This window comes from Tardiphaga sp. 768_D3_N2_1, from assembly GCF_052076105.1.
Lineage (GTDB): Bacteria > Pseudomonadota > Alphaproteobacteria > Rhizobiales > Xanthobacteraceae > Tardiphaga.
This window is the reverse complement of record NZ_CP197245.1, coordinates 4470633-4494550: the sequence shown is the minus strand read 5'-3', so window position 1 is coordinate 4494550 and position 23918 is coordinate 4470633. Positions and strand designations below refer to the sequence as shown.

Here is a 23918-nt window from a genome sequence, read left to right as displayed (position 1 = left end):
CTAACGGCTCTCGCCGACGTGACCAGAGACCCACCTTCTCTCGCGCCGCAGGTCGCGCTGTTTCGGCAGAACTTCGCAATTGAAGCTATCTCGCCTGGCTGGCTATCGGCCTCGTACTGCAATCTTAGATAGTTAATTCGGGGCCGGCGTTGCACGAACTCCCGACGCATCGACCCGGAAAATGTTCGAGTTACTTAGGTGCCGCTGCCATTTCAGTTCAATTTGAGTGAGGGCATCATCGGCGTGTTAACGTTTGTGTCAGAAGCGCGGTGGTAGGTTCCTGTTCATGAACGGGTGATTTGATCGATCATCGAATGTATCGCTCGCTCATATGAGCTGATGACGTTTCTCGTTCAGGATCGGCTCAGGCCAAGCTTCGCGTGCCCGTCGGATTGCCGCCGGGCTCCGCCAAAAAGACAACCGCCTAGCATTCGACCATTTCATTCGACGCCGGACTCTGTCCGGCGAAGGACGACCCGACTCATTTCTCTGCCACTTCATTCCCAGGGACTGTCATGGCCTTCATCCAGAATCTGCGTATCGGCACCAAGCTCGCGATTGCGTCCGGGCTCGGCATCATTCTCGTCAGCCTGATGATCTATATGCAGATCACGGGAAGTGCGGAGGTGCGTCAGTCCTATCAGACCGCCGGCGTCTATCAGGCCATTGCGCAGAATGCTGCCGAGGCCAAGGCCTCATTCCGCGGCATGCAGATCGGCGTGCGGGATTTCCTCGGCGCGACGAAAGTCGCTGACGTCCAGAAGGCCGCCGATTATTTCACAGCGCGGACCGCAGCCGGGCTTCGCTTCTCGTCGCAAATGTTGAAATTGGCAACTGCGCCGGATGAGCGCGAACGCATCAGCAAATTCCTCGACATGATGACGACCCTCGGCAAGGGCGGTGACAAGATCGGTGCGATCCGGACGGATATCCTGAACCTGCAGGCGACACGTAACGAGGCAGGCGAACTGTCTGCCGATGCCTCCGCACGAATCACAGCGCTGGGTGCAGAGATCGTCAAGCTCCGCACCGATGTGCTGTTGCCGATGAGCGCCGAACTCGACAAGCTGGCGGATGCCATCGTCAACATGGCCAAGGAAAAGACCGAGCAGCAGACGACCGCCGCGGCGAACGAGGCCGCTGCAGCCGAGCGAAATTCGCTGATCCTTGGTGGCGTGGTCGCGCTAATGCTGATCGGCACCTGTGCATTCTCGGTGTTCACGATCGGCCGTCCCATGAGCGCGCTGAGCAAATCCATGGAAGAGCTCGCCGAGGGCAATTTCGGCGTGGTGCTGCCGGGCCTCGGCCGGAAGGACGAGATTGGCGAGGTCGCTGGCGCCGTGGAGAAGTTCAAGCTGAAAGCGCAGGAGCGCGCCCGCGCAGAAGCTGACGCTCAAAAACAGCAGGAAAAGATCGCTGCCGAGCAGCGCAAGCGCGAAATGATGAAGCTGGCGAATGATTTCGAGAGCGCCGTCGGTGAGATCGTCGAGACCGTGTCGTCGGCGTCGACGGAACTCGAAGCGTCAGCGGGCACGCTGACGTCATCGGCCGAGCGTTCACAGCAACTCACGACGATGGTCGCAGCGGCTTCGGAAGAAGCGTCGACCAATGTGCAGTCCGTGGCATCGGCGACCGAGGAAATGGCGTCGTCGGTGAACGAGATCAGCCGCCAGGTTCAGGAATCTGCGCGCATCGCCAGCGAGGCCGTGCAGCAGGCACAGAAGACCAACGACCGTGTCGGCGAATTGTCGAAGGCGGCGAGCCGTATTGGCGATGTGGTTGAGCTGATCAATAGCATCGCCGGGCAGACCAACCTTCTGGCGCTCAATGCGACCATCGAAGCCGCCCGCGCCGGTGAAGCCGGGCGTGGTTTCGCCGTAGTGGCGGCTGAGGTGAAGACGCTCGCGGAACAGACCGCCAAGGCGACGGGCGAGATCAGCACACAGATTGGCAGCATCCAGTCCGCCACCGACGAATCGGTCAGCGCCATCCGCGAGATCGGTGTCACCATCGGCCGGATGTCGGAAATTTCGTCGACGATTGCTTCGGCCGTCGAAGAGCAGGGCGCCGCCACCCAGGAGATTTCCCGCAACGTGCAGCAAGCCGCGCATGGCACCCAGCAGGTCTCGTCCAACATTACGGATGTGCAGCGCGGCGCCAGCGAGACCGGGTCGGCCTCGTCCCAGGTTCTTTCGGCCGCGCAGTCGCTCTCGTCGGACGGCAGCCGCCTCAAGGCGGAAGTCAGCCGCTTTCTCAGTTCGGTTCGGGCGGCCTAAGGCCATGCCGGACAACAGCTAGTTCCACCGACGAACGCCCACAGGACGTCAGCCATGTTCTCGAAGATCTCTATCAAAGCCAAGATCACCATCGTTATCGCGTTCCTGTTGATCGCGATGACTGGGATGGGGGCGCTTGCCGTCAGTAAGATGCAGACGATCAACGCCAATGCGTCGGACATCCAGAAAAACTGGTTGCCCAGCGTTCGTGTTCTCGGCGGGCTGCGGGCGACGACCATCGATTATCGCAATCTGGTGCGTGCCCACATTCTCGCAGCCAATGCCGAGCAGATGCAGAAGACAGAGGCTGGCATCGACACCATCGTCAAGCGGGTTGCCGAAGAGCGGGCGGCCTACGACAAATTGATCTCGAGCGCTGAAGAACGTGCGATCTTCAATGACTGGAGCAAGGAATGGGACACCTATCTGTCGCGCAGCCAGGAAGTCTTCGCGCTTGATCGCAAGAATCTCGGCAAGGGCAATCTGGAAGCCCATGAACTCAATCTCAATGTGATCAATCCGCTGGGATCCAAGGCCGACTTCGTCCTGCGCAAGGCCATCGAATTCAACGACAAGGGCGCAGCGGCATCGGGACAGAAGGCCGATGACAGCTATGGTTCGGCGCTGATGACTGTCATCGCGATCATTGCAGTGACCGCGGTTATCGGCATCGGTGTCGGCGTCTATCTGGTCAAGGACGTGTCCTCGGGCATCGCATCGATCGTCAAGCCGATGCAGGCGCTGAGCGCCGGCGATCTCACGGCGCATGTCGCGCATCAAGGCGAGAAGACCGAGATCGGCGCGATGGCCGACACGCTTCAGGTGTTCAAACAGGCGCTGATCGACAAGCGCGCGGCAGATGAAGCTGCCTCTGCCGACGCCGAAGCCAAGATCGAGCGCGGTCGCCGCGTTGACAACATCACCCGCGAATTCGAAATGATGATCGGCGAGATCGTGGATACCGTATCGTCGGCATCGACCGAACTCGAGGCCTCCGCAAGCACACTGACTGCGACAGCCGAACGTTCCCAGGGCCTGGCCACCACAGTGGCGGCAGCGTCCGAAGAAGCCTCCACCAACGTCCAGTCGGTGGCATCGGCCACGGAGGAAATGGCCTCGTCCGTTAACGAGATCAGCCGGCAGGTGCAGGAGTCGGCGAGCATTGCCAATCAGGCGGTCGATCAGGCGCGCCGCACCAACGATCGCGTCAGCGAACTCGCCAGCGCTGCATCGCGCATCGGGGACGTCGTCGAACTGATCAACAACATTGCCGGCCAGACTAACCTGTTGGCGCTCAACGCCACCATCGAGGCAGCACGGGCCGGCGAAGCCGGCCGCGGTTTCGCGGTCGTGGCCTCCGAAGTGAAGGCACTCGCTGAGCAGACTGCCAAAGCGACTGGCGAGATTTCGACGCAGATTTCCGGTATCCAGGCGGCGACGCAGGAATCGGTCGGCGCCATCAAAGAGATCGGAGACACTATCGGCCGGATGTCCGAGATTGCCTCGACCATCGCTTCCGCGGTGGAAGAGCAGGGCGCCGCGACGCAGGAGATTTCGCGTAACGTTCAGCAGGCGGCACAGGGTACCATGCAGGTCTCGTCAAACATCATCGACGTGCAGCGTGGAGCGTCCGAGACCGGCTCTGCGTCGTCGCAGGTGCTTTCGGCCGCGCGTTCGCTGTCATCGGACAGCACACGTCTCAAGAACGAAGTAAGCAAATTCCTGAATTCGGTGCGCGCTGCCTAACGGGTTTGAACACTGGTGTACAACGGCAAAAGCCGGCGCGTGAGCGTCGGCTTTCTTGCGCGATAATGCTGTTATGCGTGTGCGCCACACTCATTCAAGAAGCCATGCACAAGAAGTAGTCATGATGCACCGCTCCTTAACTTTATCCGGACAATCTCGATCACGAGATCGTTGATCGCTGAAAGCTATCGACGCTTGGCCGGCAGCTCCAATGCATGCCGCGTCTTCAAACCCAGAAAATACCATTCGTGCAGTTGCGCGCCAACGGTCGAAAACCGAGGGACCATCACCTATGTTTGCCAGCCTATCCATCCGCACCAAGATCACCATTGTCGTCTCGTTTCTGCTGCTCGCCATGTCTGCAATGGGCGCGCTGGCCATCAAGCAGATGTACACGATCAACGGAGCGACCTCCGACATCGTTACAAGCTGGCTGCCGAGTGTGCGTTCTTTGGGTGAAGTCCGCGCTGCTACGATCAGCTATCGCTCTGTGGTTCGCGGACATCTGCTTGCAACGGATGCCGCAGATACGAAGGTTCAGGACGACACGCTGGTGCGTTACGCCGAGATGCTCGACAAGGCGCGCAAGACGTATGAGCCGATGATTTCCTCGCCCGAGGAACGCGCGATGTACAACGAATTCAGCAAGCTCTGGAGCGAGTATATCGCGGCAGTGCAGCCCGTTCTTGCGTTGTCGCGCAAGAATGCTCGTGATGAAGCACGAGATATGAACGTGAAGGTCAACCAGATTGGCTTCAAGGCGGACGAAGCCTTGCAGAAGGATGTCGACCTCAACAACAAGGGTGCTTTGGCGGCCGGAGAACTGGCGACGGACAGCTTTGGGATCGCCATCAAGATGGTGATCGGTTCGCTCTTGCTTGCGGTCGTTGTCGGCGTCGGTGCGGCTACCCTGCTGGTGCGCGATGTTTCGGCCGGCATTACTTCGATCGTGCTGCCCATGCAGGCGCTCGGTACGGGCGACCTGACCGCAGTCGTCCCGCATCAGGGCGAAAAGACCGAGATCGGTACGATGGCGGACTCGCTGCAGGTGTTCAAGCAGGCGCTGATCGACAAGCGCGCGGCGGATCAAGCCGCGGCGGCCGACGCCGAAGCCAAGATCGAGCGCGGTCGCCGCGTTGACAGCATCACCCGCAATTTCGAATCGATGATCGGTGAGATTGTCGAGACGGTGTCGTCGGCATCGACCGAACTGGAAGCCTCGGCAGGCACGCTGACCGCCACGGCGGAACGTTCGCAGGAATTGACCACGACGGTCGCTGCAGCCTCAGAAGAAGCATCGACCAATGTACAGTCAGTAGCTTCGGCGACCGAGGAAATGGCCTCCTCGGTCAACGAGATCAGCCGCCAGGTTCAGGAATCGGCGGCAATCGCAGGACAAGCGGTCGATCAGGCACGCAAGACCAACGATCGCGTCAGCGAACTCGCCAGCGCAGCGTCGCGCATCGGCGACGTCGTCGAACTGATCAACAACATTGCCGGCCAGACTAACCTGTTGGCGCTCAATGCGACCATCGAGGCTGCACGGGCCGGCGAAGCCGGCCGCGGTTTCGCTGTCGTGGCCTCCGAAGTGAAGGCACTCGCTGAGCAGACAGCCAGGGCGACTGGCGAGATCTCGACGCAGATTTCCGGTATCCAGGCGGCGACACAGGAATCGGTCGGCGCCATCAAGGAGATCGGAGACACTATCGGCCGCATGTCCGAGATTTCCTCGACCATCGCTTCCGCGGTGGAAGAGCAGGGCGCCGCGACGCAGGAGATTTCTCGCAACGTTCAGCAGGCGGCGCAGGGCACGATGCAGGTCTCATCGAACATCGTTGATGTGCAGCGTGGTGCGACAGAGACCGGATCTGCCTCGACTCAGGTTCTCGCTGCAGCGCAATCACTGTCCTCGGACAGCACGCGGCTGAAGGATGAAGTCAGCAAGTTCCTGAACGCGGTGCGGGCAGCGTAATATTTGCGCTCTCCCCGCATGCGGGGAGAGCGCAAGGCCGCTACTTCACATTCGACATGACCAGTCCTGCGACGTCCATATAGGTGCGCACCAGCGGGGCGATGAATCGATGCGTTGAGGTCTTCGACACCAGCGTATCGTGCAGGATCAGGTGGTCAATGCCGGTATTGATGAAGCACGCCATCGCATCGCGCGGGGTCTCGACGATCGGTTCGCCCTTCACGTTGAACGAGGTGTTGAGCAGCACCGGAACGCCGGTAAGCGCATCGAATTCCTTCAGTAGCCGATACAGCACCGGATTGGTGTCTTCCGTGACGGTCTGGATGCGCGCCGTTCCGTCGACGTGCACGATAGCCGGAATCTTCTCGCGCCATTCGGGTCGCACCGGGGCCGCGATCAGCATGAACGGCGAATCCTGATCGCCTTCGAAAATCTCTCTGGCGCGCTCGGCGAGCACGATCGGCGCGAATGGCCGGAACGGCTGACGGTGTTTCACGCGTGAATTGAGAATGTCCTTCATCTCCGGCCGGCGCGGATCGGCGATGATGCTGCGATTGCCGAGCGCGCGCGGCCCGTATTCCGAACGCCCTTGAAACCAGCCGATCACTTTCTGGTCTGCGAGTAACTTTGCCGTGTCGCGGCAGATATTATCGCTGCGCACCGCGCTGGTCTGTGCCTTGACGAGCGTGCGCTGGGTCGCTGCCTCGACGTCGCGATCCGTATAGGCGCGGCCGGTGTAAGAGTGCGTCATCACATAAGAGCGCGGCTGCTTCTGTACCTCCAGCAGGCCGTAATAAGCACAGCCGATGGCGATGCCGTTGTCGCCGGCAGCGGGCTGGATCCAGACATTTTCGAAGCCGGCTTCGCGGGCGATGCGACCATTGGCGACGCAGTTCAGCGCGACGCCGCCGGCGATGCAAAGGTTCTTCGCGCCGGTCGTCTCGCGCAGCCAGCGCGCGCGGGCGAGCAGCACCTTCTCGGTGTCGTCCTGCACGCGCCAGGCGAGATCCTCCCAATGCCGCATGGACGGATGGGTGTCCCACTTGCCGTCGCTGTCGGCGATATAGGGCTGGTTGTATTCGGGGGTCCAGCGCGGCACGCTGAGGACATTGTCGGTGATATCCATCAGCGGCTTGATCTGGTCGCGGCGGCCGTAGGGGGCCAGCCCCATCAACTCACCGCATTTGTTCCAGTCGCCGAACACATAGGTCGAGGCCCGGCTATAGAGTGCGCCAAGGCCCGGCATGTTGTAGAATTCGTCGCTGAGAAAGCCGCGATCCGGCTCCATCCAGACTTTCTTCAGGCAGTCGAGCTGTGCGCCCTTGAACGTGTAGTAGCTCTCTGATTCCCGGGCGAGCTTCGAGCCTGGCTCGTCGCCAGGATAGGTCTCCATCACGTCCGAACGATAGCTGCCGACGCCGTCGACGATCATGATTGCCCCCTCCTCGAAGGGGCAGACGGCAAACGCGCTATAGGCGTGAGCCAGGTGATGCGAGATCGTTTTGACCTTGCCGGTGCGGGAGCGGAACAGCGGATGGACGCTGGCGTCCTGCCGTTCATATTCGGGCAGGAAGCCCGGCATGTCCTGATAGATCAGGCGGTCTTCCATCTCAGGAACCGGCAGGATGTAGCAATTGCTCACGACCAGGTCGACGTCGTCGAGCGTGATGCCTTCGGCGTCGAGGACGTAATCGATCACTTCCTTGTAGAATCCCGTGGCGTGTTTCTCGCGGGTAATCCGCTCCTTCTCGATCGCATAGGCCAGCGCGCCATCGCGCAGCAAGCAGGCGCTGACGTCGTGATCGTAGGTGTTGAGACCAAGGATGTAGCTGGGTTTGGGCATGAATCAGCTTCTGACAATTCGCGGGAAGGGACGAACGATGGGATCGAGCTGCTGACGCAGACGCGGTGGGTGTGACGGACCGCATATTCGCAGATGCGAGGCAGCGATCAGCATAGTGCGAGGCAATATGAAGAGAAGATGAACGGCAGGAGGTTAAAAGCGAGGTGATGCGGGAAGGTGCGCATTCGTTCGTAGTGACAGCGTTGCCGGCAACTTGACCGACGTTTGAGCTTGACCCTATTGTAAAGCACGTTCGTGCATGCACGCCTTGTGATGGCCATATTACTATTCTGGTTTCAGCACCTGTGTGAATCAAGAATTGCTCACTGAACGATTCGAGGCCGGAAGCATTCTAAAGCTGTGCTTCTGCAGAATGGGAGATCCTAAGAATGGCTCAAACCAAAACGACGCGCCATAATATCGTGACCCGCTGCCTGGCAGCGATGGCGCTTGTGTCTGTCTACTGTGTTGGTCTGATCGGCGCGTCCACGGTGTTGCTCACTACAAGCAGCACTTCGGCCGAGGCCCGTGGCGGTGGTCGCGGTTGGGGGCGTGGCGGCGGTTGGGGCCGTGGCCGGGGTGGCGGTTTCTATCGTGGCGGCGGCTGGGGCCGCGGTCGTGGCTATGGCTTCTATGGTGGGCCGCGCTTCGTGGCGCCGGGCTGCTATTTCAGCCGTCGCTGGGGCCGGGTGGTCTGCCCGTACTAAGTTGTAGGCGCTGCGGCGCTGAATGAACGAGATAGAGAGGCGCGCCGGATAACCGGGGCGCCTTTTGCTTTCCAGGCTCGCTTTCTCCAGGAATTGGGCCTCTCTTCCAGGAATGATTTGTCGAAAGCTACCTTCCTTGCACAATGCTGAGGTCGCTTTTGGCATGCCATCTTGCGTTTTCTCCTCCAAGTTCCAATGTCGGCATGGCAAGCTTGCGCGCTCGCGCATGGCAATTTGGTCCTCCCACCCTGGAATCTTCATGAGCGCTCTGTTTTCTCCCTTCAAGCTGCGCGACCTCACGCTGCCGAACCGCATCGTCATTGCGCCGATGTGCCAGTATTCTGCCGAAGATGGCCGGGCTACCGACTGGCACATGATCCATCTCGGCAATATGGCCCTGTCGGGCGCGGCCATGCTGGTGATCGAAGCGACAGCCGTGGAAGCCATCGGCCGCATCACACCAGGCGATCTCGGGCTCTATAACGACGAGACCGAAGCCGCACTGAAGCCGGTCCTCGCGGCGATCCGCAAACATTCGAAGATCGCCGTAGCGATGCAAATCGCCCATGCCGGCCGCAAGGCGTCGAGCCATGCACCGTGGGATGGTGGCCAGCAGGTACCGTTGGACAAAGGCGGCTGGGTCGCTCAGGCCCCGTCCGCGATTCCGCAGAAGTCCGACGAATTGCCGCCGCAGGAGATTGATGCCGCGGGCCTCGCGCGCATCCGCGACGCCTTTGTCGCGACCGCGAAGCGCGCGGAGCGGCTCGGCATCGACGCGCTCGAAATCCACGGTGCACATGGCTATCTGCTGCACGAGTTTCTTTCACCGATCTCCAACCAGCGCACCGACAATTATGGCGGCTCCCTGGAGAACCGGATCCGCTTCCCGCTCGAAGTCTTCGACGCGGTGCGTGCGGCGTTTCCCGCCGGCAAGCCGGTTGGCTTCCGTGTTTCGGCATCCGATTGGGTCGAGGGCGGCTGGGATGTTGAGCAGACCATTGTTCTCGCCAACGAGCTGAAGAAGCGCGGCGTCGACTGGATGGATGTTTCATCAGGTGGTGTCTCGCCACAGCAGAAGATCGCGCTCGGGCCGGGTTATCAGGTGCCGTTCGCCGAAGCCGTGAAGACGGCCACGGGATTGCCGACGATAGCCGTGGGGCTGATCACTGAAGCACAGCAGGCCGAAGACATCGTTGCTTCCGGCAAGGCCGATCTGGTCGCCATCGCGCGCGGTATTCTCTACGATCCGCGCTGGCCGTGGCACGCGGCGGCGCATCTTGGCGGTCAGGTACAGGCGCCGCCGCAATACTGGCGCTCGCAGCCATCGACGCAAAAGGCGCTGTTCGGCGATACGACGTTCGGCGGCCGCTAAACCACTTCAAGACGCCTCACTTTCAACACCCACGCATTGTCCCGCAAGTCCGGTGCGATGTGTGGGTGTTTGCGTTTGCTGCGCGCCCACTCCGCGAATGGCAGCCCTGCAGCAGCATCGTGTTTACATGACAGAATGTCGCACCTACACAGCGCAAAATTCTGCGCCGTAAAATAATCGTGGCATCCGGCGCTGCCCGCCTATCGAGAGGAGCCCGCCATGGCCCGCCATTTCTTATGGCTTCTGCTGATCCCCTTCGTCGGCCTGCTCTGGGTCCCGTTCTACAACTTTCATGATCCGGTGCTGTTCGGCTTTCCATTCTTCTACTGGTACCAGCTCGCCTGGGTGCCGATGACCGCCTTCCTGACCTGGCTCGCCTACCGGACCTACCCCAATGAAGACTGAGCTCGATATTCCCGCCGTTGCGGTCTTTCTGTTTTTCTTCGCGCTCGTCACCGTGATGGGCTTCGTCGCCTCGCATTGGCGCCGCCCGAAAACGCTGGCCAGTCTCGACGAATGGGGTCTTGGTGGCCGCCAGTTCGGCACCTGGATCACCTGGATCACCTGGTTTCTGGTCGGCGGCGATTTCTATACCGCCTATACGGTGATCGCCGTGCCGGCACTGGTCTATTCGGTCGGCGCTTATGGCTTCTTCGCGCTGCCTTACACGATCCTGGTTTATCCTATCGTGTTCATGGTGATGCCGAAGCTGTGGCAGGTGGCCAAGGACAACGGCTATGTCACTGCCGCCGACGTTGTGCATGGCCGCTATGGTTCACGCCTGCTGGAAGCAGCAGTCGCCATCACCGGTGTCGTCGCCACCATGCCCTATATCGCTCTGCAGCTGATCGGTATGGCCACGGCTGTGAAGGCACTTGGTTTCGAAGGTGAACTTCCGCTGATTGCGGCCTTTGTCGTGCTCGCGCTCTACACCTATTCGTCGGGCCTGCGTGCGCCGGCGCTGATCGCCTTCGTCAAGGATATCATGATCTATATCGCTGTGATCGCGGCAGTGTCGGTGATCCCCGGCAAGCTCGGCGGCTATGCCGCAGTGTTCGACGCAGCCGATCAGGCATTCAAGGCCAAGGGTTCGGGCAGCATCTTGCTGCAGCCCGGTCAATATGTAGCCTATGCCACCCTGGCACTCGGTTCGGCGCTCGCGGCCTTCATGTATCCGCATACGCTGACCGGCATCTTCGCCAGCAAGAGCGCCACGACCATCCGCAAGAATGCGGTGCTGTTGCCGGCCTATACGCTGATGCTCGGCCTCTTGGCGCTGCTCGGCTATATGGGCCATGCTGCCAAGCTGAAGCTTGCCAGCAATAATGACGTGGTGCCGGCGCTGTTCCAGACGCTGTTTCCGAGCTGGTTCGCCGGCTTCGCTTTTGCGGCGATCGCCATCGGCGCGCTGGTCCCTGCGGCCGTGATGAGCATTGGCGCTGCCAATCTCTTCACCCGCAATTTCTGGAAGGCCTATGTCAACCCGCAGGTCGATACGGCGGGCGAAGCCGCGGTGGCGAAGATCGCGTCGCTGGTGGTGAAGGTCGGTGCGCTCCTGGTGATCATCTATCTGCCGACGCAGTTCGCGCTCGACCTGCAGCTTCTCGGAGGCCTGTGGATTCTGCAGACGCTGCCGGCCTTGATCTTCGGCCTGTTCACCCGCTGGTTCACCGCGCCGGCATTGCTGACCGGATGGGTGGTCGGCCTGTTCGGCGGGACATATCTGGCCTGGACGGACGGGCTCAAGCCGCTGCACATGCTGTCGATGGGCAGCTTCCAGGCGACGGTCTATGTCGGCTTGATTGCCCTCGTCGCGAATATCGTGGTCGCGGTGCTGGTCAATCTCGTGGTGCCGAAGCCGGTGGTAACGGCCGAGGCGGTGAGCACTTAAAGGCCGTTGTAAAGCCCGCGCGCGCATTGTTTCCGGCGCGCGCCGGCTTTATTGTCCGCGCGAATGCCCGCCATCCCTGTGCGGGACCGCTGGATGGAGCTTGCCTGAGTGACTGAATCAATGCGCATCGGCACGCGCAAAAGCACTATGGCGCTGGCCCAGACCGAAGAGATCGCGCGCCGGCTTGCGGTGGTTGCGCCGGAACTGGCCGTCGAGATCGTGAAATTCGAGCCGGTCGGCGACCGCGACCAGACCAGCAATCTCCTGAAGCATGGCGGCAAGGGCGGGGCTTTCGTCGGCGAGATTCGCGCCGCCGTGCTCAAGGGCACGTTGCATGCGGCAATGCATTCGCTGAAGGACATGCCGGGCAACGAGGACACGCCCGGCCTCGTGATCGGCGCTACGCTGGTGCGCGATCCTCCGACGGACTCGCTGGTGCTGCGCAAGGGTGTCAGCCTCGACGATCTCAAACGGACGCGTGGTAAAGGCTTCAGGATCGGCACCAATGCCGTGCGCCGCGCGGCCTATATTCGGCGGCTGTTTCCCGAGATTGAGGTGATCCACTTCCGCGGCGCTGCCGATACGCGCGTGCGCAAACTCGACAATGGCGAGATGCAGCGACTGCCCGATGGTGGCGAGGTCGGCCCCGCCGATGCGCTGATCATGGCGCGTTCAGGCCTGGAGCGGGTCGGGCTGGCCAGCCGCATTGCCCGTGATTTCACGCCGCAGGAAATGTTGCCGGCCGTGGGGCAGGGCATCGTCGCAGTCGAATGCGCGGCGCATGATTGGGCTTCGCGGCGCTATCTGTCGCTGATCGATGATCCTGCTGCGCACCTGTCATGTGATGCCGAGCGCGAGGTGTTGTGGGTGCTGAACGGCCACTGCAATTCGCCGATCGCCGGTTATTCGGTGATATCAGGGCACGAGATGTCGCTGACCGCATCGGTGCTGGATGAAGCCGGCGGGCAGTTCATCGAGGTAACGCGCGTAGGGCCGGCGGATCGTCCGCGCGAGCTGGGGCGGGCTGTCGGGCTGGAACTGCTGGGCAAGGGCGCCGGTGCGCTGATCGAGGCCAACAGGCCGGCGGAGTAGGCTGCCAACCTCTTAGTCGTCATGCCCGGGCTTGTCCCGGGCATCCACGTCTTAACCGAGCGAGAGAAGGCATGGATGGCCGGGACAAGCCCGGCCATGACGGAGCTGAACTCAACGACGACGACTAGCTCTCCGCCATCCCCACCGACCACAGTGCAAACGCATAGACGATCGCGATCTCATCCAGCCGGTTGAAGCGCCCGGACGCGCCGCCGTGACCGGCGCCCATATTCGTCCGCAGCAGCACCGGGCCGCCACCCGTCATCGTCGCGCGCAGCCGGGCAATCCATTTCGCCGGTTCCCAATAGGTGACGCGGGGATCGGTAAGGCCGCCCATCGCCAGGATCTTCGGATACTGCTTGGCCGCGACCTGATCGTAAGGCGAGTAGGACAGGATCGTCTTGAAATCCTCCGCGCTCTCGATCGGATTGCCCCATTCGGGCCATTCGGGCGGCGTCAACGGCAGCGTGTCGTCGAGCATGGTGTTGAGCACATCGACGAACGGCACTTCGGCGACGATCCCGGAGAACAACTCGCCGGAGCGGTTGGCGACCGCGCCCATCAGCATGCCGCCAGCGCTGCCGCCGTGACCGACGATTCGCTTTTCTGACGTGTATTTCGCATCGATCAGTGCTCGCGCCGCCGCAGCGAAGTCATCGAATGAGTTGGTCTTCTTGTCGCGCTTGCCGTCGAGATACCAGCCCCAGCCCTTGTCGGCCCCGCCGCGGATATGCGCGATCGCATAGACAAAGCCGCGATCGACCAGCGAGAGCCTGTTCGCGGAGAACGACGCCGGCATCGCCATGCCGTAGGAACCATAGCCATAGAGCAGCAGCGGAGCCTTGCCGTCCTGCACCAGGTCCTTGCGGTGCAGGATTGAGACCGGCACCTCGGCGCCGTCATGTGCCTTGGCCATGATGCGCGTGGTGACATAGTCAGCGGGATTGTGACCGGACGGGATTTCCTGCCGCTTGCGTAAGGTACGCTCGCGCGTCGCCATGTCGTAATCATAGACTTCGGACGGCGTCGTCATCGAGGAATAGGCGAAGCGAAGCATGGTCGTATCGAATTCGTAGCCGCCCATCGTATCGAGCGAATAGGCAGCCTCGTCGAAGGCAATGGCGTGCTCCTCCTTGGTGGTGAGATCGCGGATCACGATCGACGGCAGTGCGTTGGCTCGCTCCAGACGGACCAGGTGATTGACCGTGAGATCCATGTCGAGAACATAGATGCCCTCGCGATAGGGGATCAGGTCTGTCCAGTTGGCGCGCGCGGGTGACGCCAGCGGCGCGGTCACGATCTTGAAGTCGATAGCGCCGTCGGCATTGGTCAGGATGAACAGCTCATCGCCGCGATCGGCCAGCGAATACTGCACACCGTCTTCACGCTTCGCCACGAGGCGCGGCGGCGCGTCTGGCGTGGCGAGATCGATCAGCTGTTGTTCGGAGGTCTCATGATCGCCGCCGGCGATGACGCAGAAGCGGCCGCTGGCGCTTTCATGGATGTGGGTGAACCAGCCGGAATCTTGCTCCTCGAAGATCAGTTTGTCGTCGGCCTGTTTGCTGCCGAGCCTGTGCAGCCAGACCTGCATCGGGCGATGGTTGTCGTCGAGCTTCACATAGAAGAAGGCCTTGCAGTCAAGCGTCCACACCACGCCGCCGTCGGTCTCCTCGACTACGTCGTCGAGATCGTTGCCGGTGGCCCAGTCACGCACGCGGATGGTGAAATATTCCGAGCCCTTGACGTCAGCACTCCAGGCTTCCAGCGCGTGGTCGGGCGAATGGCGGGCGCCGCCGAACTTGAAATATTTGTGGTCCGCGGCCAGCTTGTCGCCGTCGAGAATGATGCTGGCCTCGCCGCCGTCCCGCGGCATGCGGCCGAACAATTCATGCTGGCCGCCCTCGCGGAATTTCCGCAAGTAAGCATAGGGACCGTCCGGCGATGGCACGCTGGAATCGTCTTCCTTGATGCGGCCGCGCATTTCCGCGACCAGTTTGGTCTGCAGCGCTGCCGTGCCGCCGAGCAGGCTCTCGGTATAGGCGTTTTCGGCCTCCAGATATGTGCGGATCTCCGGCTCCAGCACGCTGGGGTCGCGCAGTACCTCCTGCCATTTGGCGTCTTTCAACCAGGCGTAATCATCATTCACGGTGATGCCGTGGGTCGTAAAGGAATGCGGATGACGCGGCGCAACCGGCACGGGCATGGAAGATGTCTGCTTTGTCATGAACGCTCTTTTCGCGGAAGCCTGATCGGATATGATTGCGGCACACGCGCATCGGCGCCTGCCCCGCATATTGGATATTCCATGGATATAGAGATTATCGACCGCCTTGCCATCCGCGATCTCATTGAAAACTGGGTGGTCTGGCGCGATGCCGGCGACTGGGACCGTTTCCGCACTGTCTGGTTCGACGATGGCCGCATGGTGGCGACCTGGACCCAGGGCACCGCGGACGAATTCATCGCCATGAGCAAGGCCGGCTGGGCCAAGGGCGTTTCGATCATGCACTTCCTCGGTGCGCAATCGATCGACCTCGCGGGCACCCGTGCGGTGTCGCAGACCAAGATGACCATCGCCCAACGCGCGCTGGTCCATGGCGTCAATGTCGACGTGATGCTGACCGGGCGATTCTACGATTTCCTCGAAAAGCGTGACGGCAAATGGGGCATGGTGCTGCGCCAGCCGATCTATGAGAAGGACCGCATGGATCCCGTGGTGCCTGGCACGCCGTTGAAGCTCGATGCGGATCTGCTCGCGAGCTTCCCCGAGGGCTATCGCCATCTCGCATATCTGCAGAGCCAGATCGGCTATCAGATCAAGCCCGATATGCCCGGCCTGCGCGGTGCTGCTGTGGAAGCGCTCTATGCCAGCGGCAAGAAGTGGCTGAACGGCGAAAAGCTGGATCGGTAGCTTTCTGACCTCCCCTGAAAAGGGGAGGTCAAGCAAAGATAATCAAGTAAGAACAAAAACGAGGAAACGCATGCCCGACTTCATCACCCTCGATGCTTTGGTCCATAACACCGCCGTGTCGAAGCCCGACAAGATCGCTGTGATCGACGCTGAACGCGAGATCGATTACGCGGCGTTCGACCAGCTGATCGACCGTATCGCTGCATCACTGCAGGCCAGCGGCCTCAAGCCGCGCGATGCGATCTCGATCTGTGCGCTGTCCTCGATCGAATATGCCGCCGTGTTCCTCGGCGCGCTGCGCGCCGGCGTTGCGGTCGCGCCGCTGGCGCCGTCATCGACACCGACGGATTTTGCCGCGATGGTAAAGGATGCTGCGGCAAAAATCTTGTTCATGGACGATGCGACGGCTGCGTCGTTCGCAGAGGCGGCGATCGATCCCTCGATCCCGCGTATCGCATTGGACGGCGGTAAGGCCGGAAAGCCGTTCGCGCAATGGCTGGCGCCGGAAGGTGTGAAGCCCACACCGGTGACGATCGATCCGGAATGGGTCTTCAATGTCATTTATTCCTCGGGCACGACCGGTACGCCGAAGGGCATCATCCACACTTATTGGATGCGCTGGCGGCAATATGGCCAGCTCGATCCGCTGGGCTATGGGCCGGATGCGGTCACCGTGCTGTCGACGCCGCTCTATTCCAACACCACGCTGGTCTGTTTCAATCCGACACTTGCCGGTGGCGGCACCTTGGTGCTGATGAAGAAGTTCGATGCGCGGGGCTTCCTCGAACTCGCTTCCAGGCATCGCGCGACCCATGCGATGCTGGTGCCGGTGCAGTATCGCCGTATCATGGCGGTTGAGGACTTCGATCGCTTCGATCTCAAATCCTTCGTGATGAAATTCTCGACCTCGGCGCCGTTCGGCGCTGTGTTGAAGGCGGATGTGCTGAAGCGCTGGCCCGGCGGGCTGACTGAATATTACGGCATGACCGAAGGCGGCGGCACCTGCGTGCTGCTGGCGCATGAACATCCGACCAAGCTGCACACGGTCGGGCAGCCTGCACCGGACCATGAGATCCGCTTGATCGATGAGGACGGAAATTTCGTCGCTCAGGGTGAGATTGGCGAAGTGGTCGGGCATTCGCCCGTCATCATGCAGGGCTATCTCAACCAGCCCGGCAAGACCGCCGAGACGTTCTGGCATGATGCTTCCGGCAAACGCTATGTGCGGACCGGCGATGTCGGTCGCTTCGACGAGGACGGCTTTCTGCAGCTGATGGACCGCAAGAAGGACATGATTATTTCCGGCGGTTTCAACATCTATCCGAGCGATCTGGAAGCCGTGCTGACGAAACACGACGACGTGCTCGAAGCCGCTGTCGTGGCCATGCCGTCGGAAGAGTGGGGTGAAACGCCGGTCGCCTTCGTGGTGATGAAGGCGGGTGCCTCAGTCGATGCGCCAGGGCTGAAAGCCTGGACGAATGAGCGTGTCGGCAAGTTTCAGCGACTCAACGATGTCGTGCTGGTCGATGTGCTGCCGCGCAGCGCCATCGGCAAGGTGCTAAAGCGAGAGTTGCGAGATCGGAAGTTGGCGGCGGACTTGTCCGCGTAAGCGCCGGTCGATCAGCCTGTCGTCCCCGCGCAGGCGGGGACCCATAACCACGGTCGATATAGTCTAAACGACAAGGTTATAGTTGCAGCGTTTTTCCCAGTTCTCCAGTGTGTATGGGTCCCCGCCTGCGCGGGGACGACACCTGAGACCGTCTTCAATAATGCGGCGGAGGTTCATTCCGCGGCGCGCCGCTGTTGCTTTCGGCTTCCTGCAGCCGCTCACCGAGCGTGGCGACTTGCCGCGTCAGCATGTCGATCTGTTTCCACTGAGCGGTGATCGTCGCATTCAGCGTCTCGATCGTGTCGTCCTGATAGGCGACGCGGGTCTCGAGCGCGTCGAGGCGTTCGCGCAAGCCCGTCAGGTCCTTTGCGGTCTCACTCATCGGATGCGCTCTCCCGCAGCATCGCAAAATCTTCCGAATTGATCGGCAGGTCAGGCTTGATCGACTGGCTCTCGACGAGGCCATGGCCGAGCGCGACGCGCTGGTCGAACACGAAGCATTCGCCACGCCAGCGGCTCTCGGCCTCGGGTATCTCTTCGAGATATTTCAGGATGCCGCCCTTGAGGTGATAGACGTCGGCAAAGCCACGCGACAGCAGGTAAGAGCTCGCCTTCTCGCAGCGGATACCACCGGTGCAGAACATCGCGATCTTCTTGTGCTTCTCGGGATCGAGCGTGCGCGCGACGAAATCCTTGAACTGGCCGAAGCTTGCGATCTCCGGATCGACCGCGCCCTCGAACGTGCCCATCGCCACTTCGAACGCATTCCGCGTATCGAGTACCAGCGTGTTCTCGTCAGCGATCAGATCGTTCCAGTCGGCGGCATCGACATAGGTGCCGACGGTCTTGGTCGGATCGGTCTGGGGATCGCCGAGGGTGACGATCTCTTTCTTCAGCCGCACTTTCATGTGCAGAAACGGCATCATGCTGGCGCGAGAGAATTTCAGCTCGAGATGGTTCAGCCGGTCGCTGAACATCACACCTGCCCGAAGCTCCGCCATCAGCGCATCTATGGCAGCGTCGGTGCCAGCCACGGTGCCGTTGATGCCTTCCTCGGCCAGCAGGATCGAGCCTTTGATCCCGAGATTGGTGCAGTACGCACGAAGCGGTTCGCGCAATGCGCGAAAATCCGGCAGCGCGGCAAATTGATAGAGGGCGGCGACCTTGAACATGGCGGGGGTTTACCAGCCGGACCGGCGAGGGGGAAGTCCGGGAACTGACCGAAATATCGTTGCCATCAGGGCTTTGGACCGGATGCTCCCCTGCGCAGGTATTGACCTATGTCATTCCGGGCGCAGCGTAACGAGCTGACGGACAGCAAAAAACCGGCCCCTTTTGGGACCGGCTTCTTTTGCAGCGTCACCCGCAACCGGCGAAGGAGTCAAAACTCCGCCGGCAGAGACATTCTAGAGTTTGCGGTTCGCAAAATCGGATGCCTTATCGGCGGCGTCCTTCGCGGCCTGCTTGGCGTCGCCCACGGCCTTCTGCGCGTGGCCCTTGCCTTCCTGGATCAGGCCTTCGCCCTGCAAGCGATCCGAACCGACGGCCTCGCCAACGCCCTGCTTGGCCTTGCCGATGGCTTCATTCGCGGTTCCCTTGATCTTGTCGGCGGTGGCACCCATAAGATACTCCTGTCATGCTGCAGACGCAGTTCCGAGACCATTCTCGATGCGCGCTGCTTGAGCTTCGCAAAGACAATTGCCAGCTCAATTGAATGTTCCTCACTCCCGGGGAGGTGATGTCGCACGCGGTGGCACCATTTCTTCGGAACCCAAGAAGGCAACGACATGTCCGGCCATGGTCACGACCACACTCATCCGCACGATCATTCACATGATCATTCCCATGACCATGATCCGGATCGCTGGAAGCATGACGGCATTCGCGTGATTCCGGCCGACAAGCTCGACACCAATGTCCCGTCGACGAAGGGCATGGACCGCGCGGCGGCGATCAATTTCGCGCGTGTCGGTGCGCAGAAGCTGTGGGCCGGCACCGTGTCGATCCAGCCGGATGCCAAGACCGGCGCGCATCATCACGGTCATCTCGAAAGCGTCATCTATGTCGTGAAGGGCAAGGCGCGGATGCGCTGGGGGGATCGCCTGCAGTTTACGGGAGAAGCCGGCCCGGGTGATTTCATCTTCGTGCCGCCTTACGTGCCGCATCAGGAAATCAATGCCAGCCGTGACGAAGTGCTGGAATGCGTGCTGGTGCGCAGCGACGGCGAAGCAATCGCCATCAATATCGACATCGAGCCGGTCGAGAAGCCGGAGACCGTGCTGTGGGTTGATCCCACGCATCCAGATGGTGCAGTGAAGAAGTAAGTATCAAGCTGAGGCCCTCGCCCGAGATTGGGCGAGGGCCTTTTGCTATTTGATTTCGGGCAAACCCGGCGAAAACGCCAGCGCACTTTCGATCCACTTCGCAACACGCAGTGTGCGCAAGTCGTTCAGGTAGGGGCCGACCACCTGCAGGCCGAGCGGCAGATGGTTCTTGCCAAACCCGGCTGGCAGCGACAGCGCGGGCACGCCGATCAGGGTCCATGGCGCGCAATATTCGGCATCTCCGGTATAGCTCAGCCCTTCCGGAGCTTCGCCATAGGCTGGCAGTGTCAGCACAGCATCGTAATTCGTCATCTGCGCGGTGAAATCCGCACGCAGCGTTGTCTGCAGCGCCTTGGCCTTGAGATAGGCGGTCGCACTGATGGCGCTGCCGGTCTCGACCAGCTTCTTCAGGTGATCGCTGGTCTTGTCTGGATAGCGCGCGACGAGATCGCCGAAGATCACCGCGCCTTCGGCGGCCAGGATGGTATTGATCGCGTCCCAGTTGCTGCGATCCAGTTCCGGCAGTTCAAGTTCTTCGATCGCTGCACCGGCGCCTCGTAGCCGCGTGACCGAGGCCTCGAACACCTGCTGCTGCTCGCTCTCCGCCTTGGCGAATTTGGCGAAGCGCACCACCGCAAGACGTGGCGACGGCAGCGGTGGCACGCCGCGCTCGACGGAAATCTCGAAACCTGGCACCGGCGCGCCATGCGGATCGCTGTGGCTGGTGCCCGCGAGCAATGACAGCGCATAGGCAACGTCGTCGACTTTGCGCGCGAAGAAGCCAATGTGATCGAGCGACTGGCTCAAATGATGCGCGCCACTCCGCGGGATGGCGCCGAAGCTCGGCTTGAAGCCGACCACGCCGTTGAAGGCTGCGGGGCGGATGATGGAGCCCAGCGTCTGCGTGCCCAGCGCCAGCGGCACGATGCCGGCGGCGACCGATGCGGCCGAGCCCGAAGACGAGCCGCCCGGTGTGTGCTTGCTGTTCCATGGATTGGTGGTCGGCCCGGGATGGCGCCAGGCGAATTCGGTGGAGACCGTCTTGCCGAAGATCGTGGCGCCGAGATTACGCAACCGTTCGACCACCCAGGCATCGCTTGAGGGCACGTGATCGGCATAGACGGCCGATCCGTTGGTGGTCGGCATGTCGGTGGTGGCGATGATGTCCTTGATGGCAACGGGAATGCCGGACAGCGGTCCCGGTTTGCGCACGGTGTCGGTGGGGAGGACCTCGAAGGCCTTCAGTACTGGCTCGGCGGCCTTCGCCTGTGCGAGGCGCTCCGATGCGTAGTGGTCCGCTGCAGATGTGTTGCCTTTGAACAGCCGCAGCAGGTCCAGAACCCCCGCGCCAGATGTTGCGGTGCGCGCGGTTGTATTTGTCATGTGGGTTCGTCCTGAACGTTTCTTCTGGAATCAAGAGAGGCGCGCAGCCGCCGAGCTGCGCGCCTTCGATATTACTTCATCGCCAATGCGGGCTCGATATATTTCTTCACGACAAACTTGTCATAGTCGGGTTGAGCGGCGAGGTTGCCGAGCGCGATCTGGGTGTCCATGGAGATCTTCAGCGAGGGGGCGGAAATATCGACGCTGTCCGGATAGACACCGTCGGCCAGCATGCGCTTGACGGCGGATTCGATCACCGCAGGATCCAGCGTTGGAAATTCCTTTTGCGCAATGGCCACGGTCTTGGCAGGATCTTTCTTCATGAACCGCATCGCCATTTCCATGCCGTTGGTGACGCGCTGCGCCAGATCCGGATTGACGTCATTGCGCGCTGTCACTGACGAGAATGCATAGGCGCCGTAGCTCTTCGGGAAGCCGTAGACCACCTTCATACCCTTGGCGACTACCTGATCGAGGCCGGGTTCGTACATCACGGCGACGTCGGCCTGTTTGGCGAGGAACGGCCCTGGCTCGCTGCCGATCGCGACGGGGATCATCTCCACGTCAGTCTTGCCGTCCATGCCGTTCTCTTTCAGCAGCTTCAGGAACAGCGAGGTGCTGGTGGTCGGCATGGTGCCGACGACCACCTTCTGGCCCTTCAGGCTTTTGACATCGGTGAACTTGAAATCCGGTGAGGTCGCGATCCACACGGCGGCGCCGTTGACAACATTGGCGATGATGCCGACCGGCGCGCCCTTGGAGGCGGCGATGGCGGTCCATTCCGGACCATGGATCGAGAACTGCGCGCTGCCGGAGATCACGGCTGAGAGTGCGACCGTGGGCGAGCCTGCGGTTTCCTTGGTGAGGTCGAGGCCCTGCGCGGTGAAGAAGCCCTCATTGATGGCGACGTAAAGCGGTAGATACAGCATCGACTGGAAGGCCTGCGACAGCACCACCTTTTTGTTCTGCGCCATGGCGGGAGTGGCGAGCAGGATTCCAGCCAGCGCGACCGCGCCGGTGATACGCTTCAACAACGACATGGAACGTCTCCTTGAGTGAGAAGGGAAAGAGAAGTCAAACCTGGACCTGATGCGAGGTGGTTGCCTGTTTCCACGGCAGCGAGGTGCGCTCGATGATGTCGATGACGTAATAGAGCGCGAAGCCGAGGATCATCAGCGTGAACAGTCCGACCCAGACCGAGTTGAGATCGTAGAGGCTCGAAGCCGTGAAGATCATGTGGCCGAGGCCACGCTGCGACGAGATGAATTCGCCGACCACGGCGCCAACCAGGCCAAAGCCGATATTGATGCGGAAGGTGGCGATGATCGATGGCAGCGTGGAGGGGACGACAGCCTTCCAGAACACTTGATGCTTGTCGGCGCCCATCGAGATCATCAGCGACTGCAGGTCGACATCGGCATCCTTCGCGGCCTGATAGGCAGCGATCAGGGCGACCAGAGCTGTGAGCGAGACGGCGAGTGCGACCTTCGAGATCAGGCCGGTGCCGAACCAGAGCACGACAATCGGTGCCAACGCGATCTTCGGGACGGAATTGATGGCGACGATGAAAGGCTCGACCAGTCTGGCGACGAATACCGAATACCAGAGTGCCAGCCCGAACAGCGATCCGAAGATCGTGCCGATGATGAAGCCGAGAATGGCCTCGAACAGCGTGTACCAGGAATCCGACAGCAGCTCGCCGCTCAGGATCAGCTTATAAAACATCCTGAAAATTCCTGACGGAGATCCCATCAGGAAGGCGGAGATATAGCCGGCATGCACGCCGGCCTCCCACAGTGCGAAGAAGATGGCGACGCCAAGAAGCTGCAGTACGGCACGACCAAGCGTAGTGTCGAAGATCGAGCGGTTCTTGCGGATCTTGCGCGGAGCGGCCTTTTTGCGTGCAGGCGTGCCAGACATCACGAGAGTCATGATGTTTTCTCCGTCTGGATATCGAGTTCGGCGCAGAGCGTCTTGAAATAGGTCGAGAACTTCACGTCGTTGCGGGCCGTGATAGGCGACGTCGCCTCGATGTCGATCTCATGCACGACCTTGACCCGCGCAGGGCGGCCGGAGAGCACGACGACGCGCTTCGACAGCGCGACGGCTTCGTCGATGTCGTGGGTTACGAGGATGACGGTCTTGTTGTAGGTCTGGACGGCGTCTTTCAGCACGCCTTCGAGATACAGCCGTGTCTGGTAGTCCAGCGCCGAGAACGGCTCATCGAGCAGCAGGATATCGGGATCCATGATCAGCGTGCGGATCAGCGCCACGCGCTGGCGCATGCCGCCGGACAGGGTCTTGGGATAGGCATTCTCGAAGCCGGCAAGGCCGAACTGCGTGAGATATTCGCGAGCCTTCTCTTCGGCTTGTTTCTGGTCGACGCCGCGCGTCTCCAATCCGAGCAGCACGTTGCCCATCACCGTGCGCCACGGAAACAGCAGGTCCTTCTGCATCATGTAGCCGACGCGGCCGCGCAGGCTTTCGATTTCCTCGCCGCGATAGGTGATCGTGCCGCCATCGGGCTCCAGCAGGCCGGCGATGATGTTGAAGATCGTCGTCTTGCCGCAGCCACTAGGGCCGATGATGCTGACGAAATCACGCTCGTTGATGGTGAAGGAGAGATCGTCGAGTACATTGACGTCGCCGCCCTTGCCGGCAAACGACTTGCTGATGTTCTGGACGCTGAGCTGAACTTGTTTCGGCGGCATGATGCGGTTTCCTGGGTACCGCACATACGCAAGCTGCGTGCCACCTCGGGCACGAAAAAGCCCCAAGCAATCGCGCAGGTT

General features: G+C 61.1%; 20 protein-coding genes. 11 read left to right on the top strand and 9 right to left on the bottom strand.

All coding sequences use genetic code 11. The features are described 5' to 3' along the window. Positions 1–515: 515 nt before the first annotated feature. The 3 genes from AB8A27_RS21060 to AB8A27_RS21050 all read left to right on the top strand — a co-directional run bounded on the left by AB8A27_RS21060 (position 516) and on the right by AB8A27_RS21050 (position 5994). Positions 516–2276 (top strand): methyl-accepting chemotaxis protein, encoded by a 1761-nt coding sequence (locus tag AB8A27_RS21060; RefSeq protein WP_441243591.1) that lies wholly within the window; start codon positions 516–518, stop codon positions 2274–2276. 54 nt (positions 2277–2330) lie between these two features. Beyond that, positions 2331–4022, top strand: coding sequence for a methyl-accepting chemotaxis protein (locus AB8A27_RS21055; RefSeq protein WP_441243590.1), 1692 nt, complete (start codon positions 2331–2333; stop codon positions 4020–4022). Positions 4023–4314: 292 nt separating this feature from the next. Further along, positions 4315–5994: a methyl-accepting chemotaxis protein gene (locus tag AB8A27_RS21050; protein WP_441243589.1), complete on the top strand. Its 1680-nt coding sequence runs from the start codon at positions 4315–4317 to the stop codon at positions 5992–5994. Between the two features lie 40 nt (positions 5995–6034). Here the strand turns inward: AB8A27_RS21050 and AB8A27_RS21045 are convergent, their stop codons facing one another. Next, positions 6035–7837 (bottom strand): carbamoyltransferase family protein, encoded by a 1803-nt coding sequence (locus AB8A27_RS21045; protein WP_441243588.1) that lies wholly within the window; start codon positions 7835–7837, stop codon positions 6035–6037. Positions 7838–8226: 389 nt separating this feature from the next. Here AB8A27_RS21045 and AB8A27_RS21040 point away from each other — a divergent pair, with 389 nt between their 5' ends. The 5 genes from AB8A27_RS21040 (at position 8227) to hemC (ending at position 12899) form a co-directional block, all read left to right on the top strand. Continuing rightward, complete coding sequence (locus AB8A27_RS21040; RefSeq protein WP_441243587.1) at positions 8227–8544, top strand: hypothetical protein; 318 nt, start codon at positions 8227–8229, stop codon at positions 8542–8544. Positions 8545–8803: 259 nt separating this feature from the next. After that, the gene (locus AB8A27_RS21035) at positions 8804–9916 is read left to right on the top strand and encodes an NADH:flavin oxidoreductase/NADH oxidase (protein ID WP_441243586.1); all 1113 of its coding nucleotides are present in this window, start codon (positions 8804–8806) and stop codon (positions 9914–9916) included. Positions 9917–10135: 219 nt separating this feature from the next. Next, complete coding sequence (locus AB8A27_RS21030) at positions 10136–10321, top strand: DUF3311 domain-containing protein (protein WP_092145849.1); 186 nt, start codon at positions 10136–10138, stop codon at positions 10319–10321. Next, positions 10311–11807 carry a monocarboxylate uptake permease MctP gene (gene mctP / locus AB8A27_RS21025; RefSeq protein WP_441243585.1) on the top strand — a complete coding sequence of 499 codons (1497 nt, stop codon included), beginning with the start codon at positions 10311–10313 and terminating at the stop codon, positions 11805–11807. The genes AB8A27_RS21030 and mctP overlap by 11 nt, the downstream gene beginning before the upstream one ends. Before the next feature lie 108 nt (positions 11808–11915). After that, on the top strand, positions 11916–12899 hold the full coding sequence (hemC, locus tag AB8A27_RS21020) for a hydroxymethylbilane synthase (RefSeq protein ID WP_441243584.1): 984 nt from the start codon (positions 11916–11918) through the stop codon (positions 12897–12899). Positions 12900–13023: 124 nt separating this feature from the next. On the opposite strand, the gene AB8A27_RS21015 is transcribed toward hemC, so the two are convergent. Further along, positions 13024–15123, bottom strand: coding sequence for a S9 family peptidase (locus AB8A27_RS21015; RefSeq protein WP_441243583.1), 2100 nt, complete (start codon positions 15121–15123; stop codon positions 13024–13026). 81 nt (positions 15124–15204) lie between these two features. On the opposite strand from AB8A27_RS21015, the gene AB8A27_RS21010 reads away from it, so the two are divergent. Together AB8A27_RS21010 and AB8A27_RS21005 are read left to right on the top strand one after the other, a co-directional pair. After that, complete coding sequence (locus AB8A27_RS21010; RefSeq protein WP_441243582.1) at positions 15205–15810, top strand: nuclear transport factor 2 family protein; 606 nt, start codon at positions 15205–15207, stop codon at positions 15808–15810. A gap of 70 nt (positions 15811–15880) precedes the next feature. Then, positions 15881–17419: a class I adenylate-forming enzyme family protein gene (locus AB8A27_RS21005; RefSeq protein WP_441243581.1), complete on the top strand. Its 1539-nt coding sequence runs from the start codon at positions 15881–15883 to the stop codon at positions 17417–17419. A gap of 154 nt (positions 17420–17573) precedes the next feature. On the opposite strand, the gene AB8A27_RS21000 is transcribed toward AB8A27_RS21005, so the two are convergent. The 3 genes from AB8A27_RS21000 to AB8A27_RS20990 all read right to left on the bottom strand — a co-directional run bounded on the left by AB8A27_RS21000 (position 17574) and on the right by AB8A27_RS20990 (position 19041). Beyond that, complete coding sequence (locus AB8A27_RS21000) at positions 17574–17801, bottom strand: SlyX family protein (RefSeq protein WP_441243580.1); 228 nt, start codon at positions 17799–17801, stop codon at positions 17574–17576. Then, on the bottom strand, positions 17794–18591 hold the full coding sequence (trhO, locus tag AB8A27_RS20995; RefSeq protein WP_441243579.1) for an oxygen-dependent tRNA uridine(34) hydroxylase TrhO: 798 nt from the start codon (positions 18589–18591) through the stop codon (positions 17794–17796). The genes AB8A27_RS21000 and trhO overlap by 8 nt, the downstream gene beginning before the upstream one ends. Positions 18592–18825: 234 nt before the next feature. Continuing rightward, positions 18826–19041, bottom strand: a complete 216-nt coding sequence (locus AB8A27_RS20990; protein WP_371420105.1) for a CsbD family protein — start codon at positions 19039–19041, stop codon at positions 18826–18828. 165 nt (positions 19042–19206) lie between these two features. Between AB8A27_RS20990 and AB8A27_RS20985 the strand changes: the two genes are divergently transcribed. After that, positions 19207–19743 (top strand): cupin domain-containing protein, encoded by a 537-nt coding sequence (locus tag AB8A27_RS20985; RefSeq protein WP_115033206.1) that lies wholly within the window; start codon positions 19207–19209, stop codon positions 19741–19743. A 45-nt stretch (positions 19744–19788) separates the two neighbouring features. Here the strand turns inward: AB8A27_RS20985 and AB8A27_RS20980 are convergent, their stop codons facing one another. From AB8A27_RS20980 to AB8A27_RS20965, 4 genes are all read right to left on the bottom strand, one after another. Then, the gene (locus AB8A27_RS20980) at positions 19789–21126 is read right to left on the bottom strand and encodes an amidase (protein WP_441243578.1); all 1338 of its coding nucleotides are present in this window, start codon (positions 21124–21126) and stop codon (positions 19789–19791) included. Between the two features lie 71 nt (positions 21127–21197). Continuing rightward, positions 21198–22166: an ABC transporter substrate-binding protein gene (locus AB8A27_RS20975; RefSeq protein WP_441243577.1), complete on the bottom strand. Its 969-nt coding sequence runs from the start codon at positions 22164–22166 to the stop codon at positions 21198–21200. Between the two features lie 34 nt (positions 22167–22200). Continuing rightward, positions 22201–23058, bottom strand: a complete 858-nt coding sequence (locus AB8A27_RS20970) for an ABC transporter permease (RefSeq protein ID WP_441243576.1) — start codon at positions 23056–23058, stop codon at positions 22201–22203. Further along, the gene (locus AB8A27_RS20965) at positions 23055–23837 is read right to left on the bottom strand and encodes an ABC transporter ATP-binding protein (protein ID WP_441243575.1); all 783 of its coding nucleotides are present in this window, start codon (positions 23835–23837) and stop codon (positions 23055–23057) included. Before AB8A27_RS20965 ends, AB8A27_RS20970 begins: the two co-directional genes overlap by 4 nt. Positions 23838–23918: the final 81 nt, after the last annotated feature.

Coding starts and splice junctions, on each gene's coding strand:
- AB8A27_RS20985 (WP_115033206.1), top strand. CDS start 19,207: ATGTCCGGCCATGGTCACGACCACACTCATCCGCACGATCATTCACAT.
- trhO (WP_441243579.1), bottom strand. CDS start 18,591: ATGTTCAAGGTCGCCGCCCTCTATCAATTTGCCGCGCTGCCGGATTTT.
- AB8A27_RS21015 (WP_441243583.1), bottom strand. CDS start 15,123: ATGACAAAGCAGACATCTTCCATGCCCGTGCCGGTTGCGCCGCGTCAT.
- AB8A27_RS21045 (WP_441243588.1), bottom strand. CDS start 7,837: ATGCCCAAACCCAGCTACATCCTTGGTCTCAACACCTACGATCACGAC.
- AB8A27_RS21010 (WP_441243582.1), top strand. CDS start 15,205: ATGGATATAGAGATTATCGACCGCCTTGCCATCCGCGATCTCATTGAA.
- AB8A27_RS21040 (WP_441243587.1), top strand. CDS start 8,227: ATGGCTCAAACCAAAACGACGCGCCATAATATCGTGACCCGCTGCCTG.
- AB8A27_RS21055 (WP_441243590.1), top strand. CDS start 2,331: ATGTTCTCGAAGATCTCTATCAAAGCCAAGATCACCATCGTTATCGCG.
- AB8A27_RS21030 (WP_092145849.1), top strand. CDS start 10,136: ATGGCCCGCCATTTCTTATGGCTTCTGCTGATCCCCTTCGTCGGCCTG.
- AB8A27_RS20965 (WP_441243575.1), bottom strand. CDS start 23,837: ATGCCGCCGAAACAAGTTCAGCTCAGCGTCCAGAACATCAGCAAGTCG.
- AB8A27_RS21005 (WP_441243581.1), top strand. CDS start 15,881: ATGCCCGACTTCATCACCCTCGATGCTTTGGTCCATAACACCGCCGTG.
- AB8A27_RS20980 (WP_441243578.1), bottom strand. CDS start 21,126: ATGACAAATACAACCGCGCGCACCGCAACATCTGGCGCGGGGGTTCTG.
- AB8A27_RS21050 (WP_441243589.1), top strand. CDS start 4,315: ATGTTTGCCAGCCTATCCATCCGCACCAAGATCACCATTGTCGTCTCG.
- AB8A27_RS20975 (WP_441243577.1), bottom strand. CDS start 22,166: ATGTCGTTGTTGAAGCGTATCACCGGCGCGGTCGCGCTGGCTGGAATC.
- AB8A27_RS20970 (WP_441243576.1), bottom strand. CDS start 23,058: ATGACTCTCGTGATGTCTGGCACGCCTGCACGCAAAAAGGCCGCTCCG.
- AB8A27_RS21000 (WP_441243580.1), bottom strand. CDS start 17,801: ATGAGTGAGACCGCAAAGGACCTGACGGGCTTGCGCGAACGCCTCGAC.
- AB8A27_RS20990 (WP_371420105.1), bottom strand. CDS start 19,041: ATGGGTGCCACCGCCGACAAGATCAAGGGAACCGCGAATGAAGCCATC.
- AB8A27_RS21060 (WP_441243591.1), top strand. CDS start 516: ATGGCCTTCATCCAGAATCTGCGTATCGGCACCAAGCTCGCGATTGCG.
- AB8A27_RS21035 (WP_441243586.1), top strand. CDS start 8,804: ATGAGCGCTCTGTTTTCTCCCTTCAAGCTGCGCGACCTCACGCTGCCG.
- mctP (WP_441243585.1), top strand. CDS start 10,311: ATGAAGACTGAGCTCGATATTCCCGCCGTTGCGGTCTTTCTGTTTTTC.